Source organism: Streptomyces sp. AcH 505, assembly GCF_000818175.1.
In the GTDB taxonomy this organism is placed as follows: domain Bacteria; phylum Actinomycetota; class Actinomycetes; order Streptomycetales; family Streptomycetaceae; genus Streptomyces.
The window spans coordinates 2,073,138-2,083,127 of sequence record NZ_JTIY01000001.1 but is presented as its reverse complement, the minus strand read 5'-3'; the positions used below and the strand labels follow the sequence as shown (position 1 = coordinate 2,083,127).

The following is a 9,990-nucleotide window of genomic DNA, read 5'->3' as shown; positions in this document are numbered from 1 at the left end:
CGGCGCGGGGCGGGGCGGGCAGCGGCTGACCGCGGCGGCTGACATCGCCGTACGGTGGAGGTATGGCCTCGCAACGGATGAACAAGTCGCCCGCCGTGGCGCAGGCGGAGACGGCCCTGCGCTCCCTGGGCGTGCGCGCCGCGTTCAACCAGCGGCCCGTGGGGCGCGGCCGGTGGTTCGCCGACTGGGCGGGCAAGCTGGCCGACTCCGACGTGTATGTGGCGTTCACCGGCAAGTCGCCGGACGCACGCAAGGTGCGGCTGCTGCTCGACGACTGGATCTTCGACGACGTCATCGACGACCACGCGGGCAAGGTGCTCCAAGGGATCTTCTCCGCGGGGGCGACCGGGGTGACCGAGGCGACCCTCAGGACCAGACGCTCCCTGCTGCTCATCCCGGTCCAGGTGCTGAAGGTGTCCGTGGGGATGAAGCGCTACACCGCCACGCGGAAGCTCCCGTCGGAGGACGAACTGGCGCCCTGGGAGCGGGCGTTGACGGCCGACTGAGGCACCCCCCAGCTGTGATTCGGACAGGTGTGCGGCGGATGAATATGCCGGGATCACGGTGTGTTCGCCTGCGGCTACCGGCACGCTGCTGCATGTCGATCCGAGTGCGGTGACAGCCGGGGGAGCACGTGTGGCCGGAGAACGGAGAAGTGTCCCGCACCACGTCGCGTGCGTGATGGACGGGAACGGCCGGTGGGCGGCGCTGCGGTCCCAGCCGCGTACGTCAGGTCACCGGGCGGCCGAGACCACGGTGATCGACGTCATCGAGGCGGCGCGCACGGCGGGGGTGCGGTGGCTGAGCCTGTACGCGTTCTCCACCGAGAACTGGCGACGGCCCACCGACGAGGTCGACTTCCTCATGCGGCTCGTACGCCGCGTCGTACGCAAACACGCCACGCTGCTGCACGCGCGCGGCATCCGCTGCCGGTTCCTCGGTGTGGCCGACCCGAGGATCCCCGCGCCGCTGGCCCAGGACTTCGCCGATCTGATGACGCTGACCAGCGGAAATCGTGGCATGACGCTGACGGTGGCATTCGATCACGGCGGGCGCGGGGACATCGTCGAGGCGGCCAGATCCCTCATCCGGAGCGGGGTGCGGGCCGACGCCGTGGACGAGCGGCACTTCGCGGCTCATCTGCCCTTCCCCGACACCCCGGACGTCGATCTCGTCATCCGGACCTCGGGTGAACAGCGGATCTCCAACTTCATGCTCTGGCAGGTGGCTTACGCCGAGTGGATCTTCCCGCCGGTGCTCTGGCCCGACTTCCGCGGGCCGCACTTCCTGGAGTGCCTGCACACCTATCAGCAACGCAACCGCCGCTTCGGCGGCGTGCCGCCGCAAGTGATCGGAGAACACCACCCGTGACGAAGAAGACCAAGCCCAAGGCGAACCCCCACCCCGACGCGACCCCCGGCCCCCCGCCCCCGCCCGCGACTCCGGCGGTGGAGATCGGCTCGCTCTTCGGCGCGGACTCCCAGTTCCACCGGTTCTTCAACGACCCGCGCTGGGCGCTCGCGATGCTCAGAGCCACGGTGCTGGAGGCGGCCCACCCGCAGATCGGTGCGGCGCTGCTCGACAACTCGACGTTCGTCGCCCACCCGTGGCGCCGGCTGCGTAACACGCTCGTCAGTCTGCAGCGCATGTTCGGGACCGACGACGCGGTCAGGGAAAGGGAAGCGGCCCGGCTCAACCGGCTGCACGCCCGGCTGAGTGGCGCCGACGTGCAGAACCGGCCGTACGACGCGATGGACCCCGAGGTGCGCGCCTGGGTCGTCGCGACGCTCTTCGAAAGCTCCGTCACCATGTGCCGGCTGAGCGGACAGCCGCTCGACCAGGACACCATGGAGCAGCTCTACGCCGAATTCCGCGCGTTCCTGGCGGCCTTGGGCAGCGACGCGGGCCATCTGCCGCCCACGGTGCCCGAGTTCTGGGTGTACTACGACCGCATGGTGGAGGAGGAGTTGGAGAACACGGAGGCGCTGCGCATCATCCTCTACCGGCTCTTCGACCATCTCCCGGCGCCGCCCCTGCTGGACGGCCTGCCGACCGTATGGGCCGCGAGCCGGGCGCTCGCCGGACCGGTGATCGGCACGATCACCGTCGCGTCCCTCCCGGAGCCCTTCCGCCGCCGGGCGGGCCTGCCCGAAGTCCCCGGCGCCCAGACCCTGATGCAGAGCATCTACCTGACGGCAGGCCTGGCGCGCTTCCTGCCCGACAACTGGCTCAAGACCGAGAGCCTCACCAACTTGCTCTACCTGACCCCGGATCCGTCCCCGGACGGCGACTCCCACGCCGCGACGCTGACCGCGCTGCGCGGCCGGATGAAGCGGGCAGGCGCACTGTTCCGGCTGGTCACGCCCTTTCCCGCGCAACGCGAGCCCGCCGAGGGAACAACGCCCCTGCGCAGCGCGGGGGACTTCTTCACCGCGGTGCTGGACCAGACGGGGGACGGCTATCTCGACTGGCCCGACCTCGCCGCCATGGCCCGCGAGTTGGCCTCCCGCCTCGATCTGGACGAACCGGAGGAGACCAAGCTCTACAACGCGTACGCGGCATGGTGGCGAGAGCTCCAGGCGGCCCTGGACATCGACGGCGACGGCCGCGTCAGCAAGGACGAGTACGCCGCCGCCGTCCCGTCCCTGGCGGGCCCCGCGCTGATCAGGGTCGCCGAGGTGCTCTTCGACGTAACAGACGCGGACGGCAACGACTTCATCGACGCGGAGGAGTACCGCGCGCTGTTCCGTACCGCCTTCCGCCGCACACTGCCCGGCGCCGAAGCCCGCTACTCCCGCAGCGAGTTCGTGCAGGACTTCCTCTCCTTCATGTCCGGCCGCCGCTCCTCGACGGCATTCGACCCACTGCTCGCGGGCGCGTGAACACGTCGCGGCGGATTCCCCCTTTCAGGGGAACAGCGACGCGTGCCGGAATGCCCGCCGGCCAGGTGGACAGCCATTACGGGCGCCGGGGACCCGGCGCGGAAAAGGGGTCGGAATCATGCGCACAGAGGCCATCCAGCGGGTCGCACTGATCTTTTCACTGTTCGACGCGAACGGGAACGGAGTTCTCGACGCAGAGGACTTCACACTGATGACCGACAACGTCATCGCCGCGGCACCCCGCTCCGACGGACGGGCCAAGGAAGCGATCCGCGCGGCCTTCGCCCGCTACTGGACGACCCTGCTCACCGAACTGGACGCCAACGGGGACGGCGAGATCAGCTTCGAGGAATTCACCGCCTGCGTCCTGTCCCCGGAGCGGTTCGAGCCGACGATCGCGCAATTCGCCAAGGCCCTCTCCACCCTGGGAGACCCGGACGGCACCGGCTTCGTCGAACGCCCCCTGTTCATCGACCTGATGACGGCGATCGGCTTCCAACGCCCCAACATCGACGCCCTCTTCGACGCATTCGACCCAACCCCCGACGACCGCGTCGCGGTCCAGACGTGGGACGAGGCAATCAGGGACTACTACGCCCCGGACAAGGCCGGCATCCCGGCAGACCACCTGATCACAAAAACGGCGGCCTGACCGTCCGAAGAAACCCCGGTCCCGCGCCGCGAACCAGCGACGCGGGACCGAGGCGGCTCGGCGCACGCACCAACCCGCTGTATGCTCAGCCCCCTTTCAGGGGGGCGGATGTCAGACGTAAGACAACGCGGTTGCACACGCTGCGAGCGACAGTTGACCTCGGCCGAACTGCGCGAGGCTCAGAAGGCGACGAGCCCGCAGCGTGAACTGGAACCGCTCTGCACGACCTGCCTCTACCGAAGGCGACTCAACAACAGACGGCGCGCCGGGGTCGTTCTCCTGCTGTTCTTGGCTCTCATCTGGTGGATCGTGCACGACGCCGACACCAAAGGGAACCTCGACCCCGAATGCACACCGGAGTCCTACGCCGTCCAACCCTGCTGATCGACGCCTACAAGACCGTCGCACCGATCAGCCGGCGGCGGGGCCCGATCGCAGCGTCAGCAGGGTGATCTCGCTCGGGGCGAAGACCCGGAAGGGCGGGCCCCAGAAGCCGGTGCCGCGGCTGGTGTAGAGCTGGGTCCGCTCGCCGTGTCGGCTCAGGCCGTGGACCACCGGCTGGTCGATCCGGACGAGGAAGTTGAACGGCCAGATCTGGCCGCCGTGGGTGTGTCCGGAGACCTGGAGGTCGATGCCGCCGGCGGCGGCCTGGGCGACGTACTTCGGCTGGTGGGCGACGAGCAGGACCGGGAGGTCCGGGTCTGCCTCCGCCAGCGCGCCGGCCAGGTTCGCGCGGTGCCCGGCGAGGCCGGAGGACTCCGCCGTCACGTCGTCCACGCCCGCGAGGACCAGGGAGTCGCCGCCGCGCTCCACGACGACATGGCGGTTGTGGAGCGGTTCCCAGCCCAGTTCGGCCATGCGGTCCAGCCAGCCTTGGGCCTCGCCGAAGTACTCGTGGTTGCCCGTGACGTAGACCTTCGCCAGCCGCGACCGGATGGTCCCGAGCGGCGCGGACTGCTCCCGGCGCTGTACGGGAGTGCCGTCGGCGATGTCGCCGGCGTGGACCACGACGTCCGCGTCGAGCGCGTTGACGGCCTCGGTGACGCGCTGCGACCAGCGGGCCCGGTCGATCGGCCCGTAGTGGGTGTCGGCGAGCACGACGACCTGAGTCCCGTCCAGACCGCCGCCGAGCCGGGGCACGTGGACGTCCAGCCGCTTCACCCGGGGGACGCGCATGGCTTCGTAATGCCCCCAGGCCAGCAGCCCGGCGGAGACCACAGCGACGGCCACGGCGACGATCCTGGCCCGGTCGGGTCCGCCGTCTCCGCCGACACCGAGCCCGATCAGCACGAGATGCACCAGCCCGCCCAGCAGCGACCAGGTGAACAGCACCCAGACCATCCCGAGGGTGCTGTCCGCGAAGCGAGCCGCCCGGTCGGCCCTCCGGCCTCCATGGCCCGCGACCATGAGGAACGGGAAGGAGACCAGCCATGCGGCGAAGACGACCGTGCCGGCCAGGAAGACCGGGAACGGCCAGTCGACCCCGGAGGCGAACAGCGTCCACCAGGGCACGAAGAACAACAGCCCGAGGACGAGAAAGACAACGACCCCGCCCAGCCGCCGCCGCACAGACCGCCGAGGACGCGGACTGCCGCCCTCGTCCGGCCGAACGTCCGTCTCCACCCGGGTGGATTCGCTGTCTGCCACTGCCTCGCCCCTCACATCCGCCGTCCCCGCGTCAGTCCCCATCATCCGCCCCCGGGTGGCCCCGTGGAATCGTCCGGCTCCGTGACCGAACCCGGCGGGCGTCTGCCGCCCTCAGCTCATGAGCGAGTGGAGCAGGCGTAGTACGGCACTGACCAGGGCGTTGGCCGCGCCGGTGGCCAGCGCGAGGGCGAAATGCCGGGAAGTGCGGCTCCACAGTGCGCCAGCGGTTGAGGGGACTTGCCGCTCCTGTGGCGTTGTGGGTGTGACGTCCATGACGTTCTCCATCTCCTTGGTGCCGGTTGGGATGCCGATGGAGCAGCATCCGGAGGGTTTCCGGCGACCGGCCGTCCAGGAGCAGGGCCGTCGCTAGCCTGGCCAGGACGGGCGCGGCGGGTATTCCGGAGGAATCCGGATCCGGATCCGGTCCCGGGGCAGAACCGAGCCGGGACCGGAGCACAGGCCGGAGGGCGGTACAGGGGTGGGACGTGAGATCGAGCGGTTCTTCGCCGAGCTGAGGAAGGCGTACGAGGCTGCCGGTGAACCGACGCTGGATGCGATGCAGCGTCTGGGGGGCGGCCGGTCAACGACAGCCCCGGTGCTGGGGAGTTCGAGCCTCAGTGAGTGGCTGGGCGGTGTCTCGGTGCCTGCGAAGGCGAGCGAACGCTTCCTCCTGGACCTGGTCGCCTACCTTCATCAGCGGGCCGCGCTCCCGGAGAGCGGGCGTTCCGGCGTCCCCGTGCGCGTCCACGCCGACAGGGCGCTATGGCTGAGCATGGTGCGTGCCGCACGTAAGGAGCGGGCGGCGGAACGGCCTGGTGGCCGGCCGCGAGCCCGCGAACGAGAAGTACGGCCGGTGTCCGGGCCGGTAACCCTGCCGCCACCGCCCGACGACTTCGCGGGCCGCACCGCCGAACTCGACGAAGTTCTGCGCTGTTTGGACCCGGAAGCCGACGGTTCCGCGACCGCGACCGCGACCGCGGTTGTCGTCTCGGCGGTGGCGGGGATGGGCGGGATCGGCAAGACCGCACTCGCCCTGCACGCGGCCCATCAGGCACACGGGCGCGGGTGGTTTCCGGGAGGGGCCGTCTTCGCGGACCTGCGCGGGTACAGCGCGCAGGACCCCGTGGGCGCGGGCGCTGTCGCGGACAGGCTGCTGCGAGCCATGGGCATACCGGCGCGACAGTTACCCGGCACGGACGACGGCTCGGTGGATGCCTGGCAACGCCTGTTGCATTCCTTGGCAGTTGAGGGAACCTCACTGTTGGTGGTGCTGGACAACGTCCGTGATCTGGGCCAGGTCGGCGCGCTGCTGCCCAGGTCCCCGCACCGGGCCCTGGTCACCTCACGGCAGGCGTTGTCGTCGCTGCCCGCCCACCGCGTGAGCCTCGCACCGCTGCCACCGGACGAGGCGGTGGCCGTACTGAACACGGCGCTGCGGGCCGGGGAGACCGACGACGTACGCTGCGCCGCCGACCCGGTCGGAGCTCTGGACCTGGCCGAGCTGTGCGGCCGACTGCCGCTCGCGTTGCGCATCACGGCCGCGCTGCTGCGGGCGGACTCCGAGCGGCCGTTGGCGGCTCACGCCGCAGACTTGCGCGAGGTCCGCAGCCGACTGGACGCGCTGGAACTCGACGAGGAAGACGCCGAGGGCCGGCCGCTGGCGGTCCGGGCCAGCCTCGACCTGTCCTACCGGCACCTGACGGCGGAGTCGGCCCGCGCCCTGCGTCTGCTCGCCACCACCCCGGGCCCGGACGTCTCAACGGCCAGTGCTGCCGCCGTTCTTGACCTCCCCCGGCCTGATGCCCGCCGTCATCTCGCCGGCCTGGCGCGCCATCATCTGCTCACCCGTGCCGACTTGAGTAACGCGGGTGCGAACGCCGTGCTGTCGCCTGAAGATGCCGAACGGTGGTCTCTGCACGACCTGGTACGGCTCTACGGGGCCGAGCAGGCCGACCGGCACCCACCCGAGGTCGCCGCTGCGGCGGGGAGACTCGACGTACGTTTCACGGAGTTGACCGCAGCCGCACGCAACTGTCTGGGCAGCACAGCGATCCCAGTTCCGGCTGCTCATGAATTCGGCAGCGCCACACAGGCGCTGGCCTGGCTCGATGCCGAACGGGCCAATCTCGTCGCCCTGGTCGCCGCCGCCCGGCAAGCCGGCCGCTGGCGGTCGGCTCTCACCGTCACTTCCAACCTTCACCACTATCTGGAGGAGGGCTGGTACGGCGCCGACGCCTATCAGTGCGGCACGCACGCGGTGGAAGCAGCGAGACATCTGACGCCGGCTGATCTGGCGGCCGCGCTTTCCTTCGTCGGCAACGCCTGCCGCCTGACCGGCCGTCTGGACGAGGGAGTTGAACGGCTGACCGAAGCCGTGGGCGTGGCAGGGAACGCCGGTCGTCCGGGTGCGCTCAGCTCGGCGCTCCACAACCTCGGCCTGGTCCACGCTCGGCGCGGTGACTGGGCCAGCGCCGAACATGTCCACCGCCTGGACGTGGAACTCTCGCGGAGCTGCGGCGACCGGCGGGGCGAAGCCATGGCACTGGTCGCTCTCGCGGATACCCACCGCGCGAGCGGCGCCCCCCAGGACGCCGTCTCGGCTACGGTCCGAGCCGCACACCTGGTCCACGAAACGGCCGACGTGCACGGCAGCGCCATGGTGGCGCTGAGCCATGCACAGACCCTGCTGTACGACGGCCGCACACCAATAGCCGCGCTGACTCTCCTGGCCTGCGCAGTCCGCGACTTCCGGACAACGGGCTCGCAGGCGAAAGTAGCGGTCGCCTCCATCAAGCTCGGCGCTGCCTACGGGGCGCGGTGCATGGTGTGCCACGGCTCGGATGCCGTCCGATGGACCCGGGAAGGACTCGCACTCGCCGAAGCGGGCACAGACCAGGCACTCACCGCCCAGGCTCTGCACCAACTCGGCAGCTTCCTCGCACACACAGGTGATCGCGCGGGCGCCCGCCCGGTACTGGAACGAGCCGTGGCCGCCTGTACCGCGGTCGGCGACATCGAACGCACACGGGCGGCCCGCTCGACCCTGTCCCACCTGGGCAAGCCCAAAAAACCGTTGATCTGCGACGAGACGCCCCCGCCGGGTCCCGGCGAGCAGTTCGACGTCGCTGAAGCCATCGAAACCATCGCCGGAGGCGCCCCCAAAAACCTCTGCCTCGTCGCTGACCCAGTCTGGCGCGCCCTCTTCGGCGTCGATCGTGACCCCACCTGAGGCACGCTGTGATCACGAACGCCGAAGGGCCCCACCGCCGTGGGTCTGTGCTCACCGCTCCGCTTCTTCACGCAGACTCCGCGGCGCTGCCCGTCATGGCGGTGCGGCGGCGCTCGTGCTCGCGGCGATCGGGCTAGCCGTGGTGGCGCACCAAGGGCGCCCGACTCCCGCGGTAGATGTTGACCTCGTTGTGGATGTCGCCGACGTTGAACTTGATCAGGCCGCCGCAGGCGAGGAGGCAGAAACCGGTCGGGGTTGTGGGAGGCGTCGGCGCCGCTGAGATCAGCACTGTCGTTTCGGCGTTCGAGGCGCTGCAGTTGTCGTTGCCGTTGTAGGCGGCGGTGATCGTGTGCGTGCCTACGGTGGACAGGTTGGCCGTGTACGCCGCGGCCCCGGCGGCGGTGACGGGGACGGTGGCCAGAATGTCGCCGCCGTCGAAAAACGTCATGCCCAGGCCGCCGCTGGGATCATCCGGGCAGGCCACCATCGCGGTCAGATTCACCGGTTGGCCGATCGTCGCGGCCGATGGTGACGCCTGGGCCGTGGTCGTCGACGCCTCCGCCGCCGCTGCTGGCGAGGAGAAGGCCACTACCGCTGTCAAGGCGGCGAGGGGGACCAGGTTCCAGGCTGCCCGATCGTTCCAACGTGTCACTGTTCGACTCCCTGTTCGGTCACGTGCCGAGGTCGACGCGGTACTGCAGTAGCGACACAGTAAGGCGCTAATCCTGCCATTACATAACAAAAATGGGCGATCGGCGGATCTGATCACGGAGGTTCCCCCGGATGGGCGGGACCTGGGCATCACACGGGTGGGCGCCTGCCCGGCATCACGCCGGGCAGGCGCCCACACCCCCCATGCGGCGCCAGGCAGGCCGCCGCACCCCTCGACCGGACAGGGCCTAGATCCCGGGTGGTGAAACGCGCGTGTACGTGCGGGAGTTGCTGACGCCGCCGGCCGTGGTGACGTTGACGGAGACAGGCCCCGCCGGTCCCGCGGGCGCTTGGGCGACGATGGTGGTGTCGGACAACACGGTGAACGCGGCGGGTACGGCACCGAAGGAGACGGTGGTCGTGGTGGTCATCGCGATGCCAGTGAGGGTGATGCCGGCCCCCGCGTCCGTCGGCCCCAGAGCCGGCGAGAGGGCGGTGAGCACCGGGGCCGCCACGTAGGTGTAGACCACGGTGTTGCTGGTCCCGCCCGGCCCGGTGGCGGTGACGGGCACCGCTCCTGTTCCGGCGGGTGCCACGGCGGTGATCTGCGTCGCGGAGTTGACGGTGAACGTGGTGGCGGCGTTGCCGCCGAAGGCCACCGCCGTGGCTCCGGACAGGCCGGTGCCGGTGAGGGTGACCGTTGTACCGCCCGACGCCGGACCCTGGTTGGGGGAGACGGCGATGAGGGAGGGCGCGTTCAGGTAGAAGAAATAGACGGGGCCGGTGGTGCCGCCGACGGTGGTGGCGGTGACGGGCACCGCTCCTGTTCCGGCGGGTGCCACGGCGGTGATCTGGGTCGCGGAGTTGACGGTGAACGTGGTGGCGGCGTTGCCGCCGAAGGCCCACCGCCGTGGCTCCGGACAGGCCGG

The 9,990-nt window shown here is 70.3% G+C and carries 9 protein-coding genes; 6 read left to right on the top strand and 3 right to left on the bottom strand.

From position 1 onward, the window contains the following. Positions 1-62: 62 nt before the first annotated feature. The 5 genes from HY68_RS09640 to HY68_RS09620 all read left to right on the top strand — a co-directional run bounded on the left by HY68_RS09640 (position 63) and on the right by HY68_RS09620 (position 3,918). On the top strand, positions 63-506 hold the full coding sequence (locus HY68_RS09640) for a hypothetical protein (protein WP_041986957.1): 444 nt from the start codon (positions 63-65) through the stop codon (positions 504-506). 130 nt (positions 507-636) lie between these two features. After that, positions 637-1,371: a polyprenyl diphosphate synthase gene (gene uppS, locus HY68_RS09635; RefSeq protein WP_277816755.1), complete on the top strand. Its 735-nt coding sequence runs from the start codon at positions 637-639 to the stop codon at positions 1,369-1,371. Between the two features lie 77 nt (positions 1,372-1,448). Continuing rightward, a complete protein-coding gene (locus HY68_RS09630; RefSeq protein WP_041995533.1) occupies positions 1,449-2,882 on the top strand; it encodes an oxygenase MpaB family protein in 1,434 nt (477 codons plus the stop codon). Positions 2,883-3,000: 118 nt separating this feature from the next. Next, positions 3,001-3,534 carry an EF-hand domain-containing protein gene (locus HY68_RS09625; protein ID WP_041986950.1) on the top strand — a complete coding sequence of 178 codons (534 nt, stop codon included), beginning with the start codon at positions 3,001-3,003 and terminating at the stop codon, positions 3,532-3,534. Positions 3,535-3,687: 153 nt separating this feature from the next. Beyond that, the gene (locus HY68_RS09620) at positions 3,688-3,918 is read left to right on the top strand and encodes a hypothetical protein (RefSeq protein WP_041986947.1); all 231 of its coding nucleotides are present in this window, start codon (positions 3,688-3,690) and stop codon (positions 3,916-3,918) included. A gap of 27 nt (positions 3,919-3,945) precedes the next feature. Here the strand turns inward: HY68_RS09620 and HY68_RS09615 are convergent, their stop codons facing one another. Further along, positions 3,946-5,103, bottom strand: a complete 1,158-nt coding sequence (locus HY68_RS09615) for a metallophosphoesterase (protein ID WP_241778755.1) — start codon at positions 5,101-5,103, stop codon at positions 3,946-3,948. Between the two features lie 556 nt (positions 5,104-5,659). On the opposite strand from HY68_RS09615, the gene HY68_RS39545 reads away from it, so the two are divergent. Next, positions 5,660-8,410, top strand: coding sequence for a tetratricopeptide repeat protein (locus HY68_RS39545; protein WP_052457052.1), 2,751 nt, complete (start codon positions 5,660-5,662; stop codon positions 8,408-8,410). Between the two features lie 133 nt (positions 8,411-8,543). Here HY68_RS39545 and HY68_RS40520 read toward each other — a convergent pair whose 3' ends face one another. Continuing rightward, complete coding sequence (locus HY68_RS40520; protein ID WP_241778515.1) at positions 8,544-9,062, bottom strand: Ig-like domain-containing protein; 519 nt, start codon at positions 9,060-9,062, stop codon at positions 8,544-8,546. 247 nt (positions 9,063-9,309) lie between these two features. After that, positions 9,310-9,990 (bottom strand): IPT/TIG domain-containing protein (locus HY68_RS43630; RefSeq protein ID WP_241778514.1); only part of this gene is annotated, 681 nt, incomplete at its 5' end.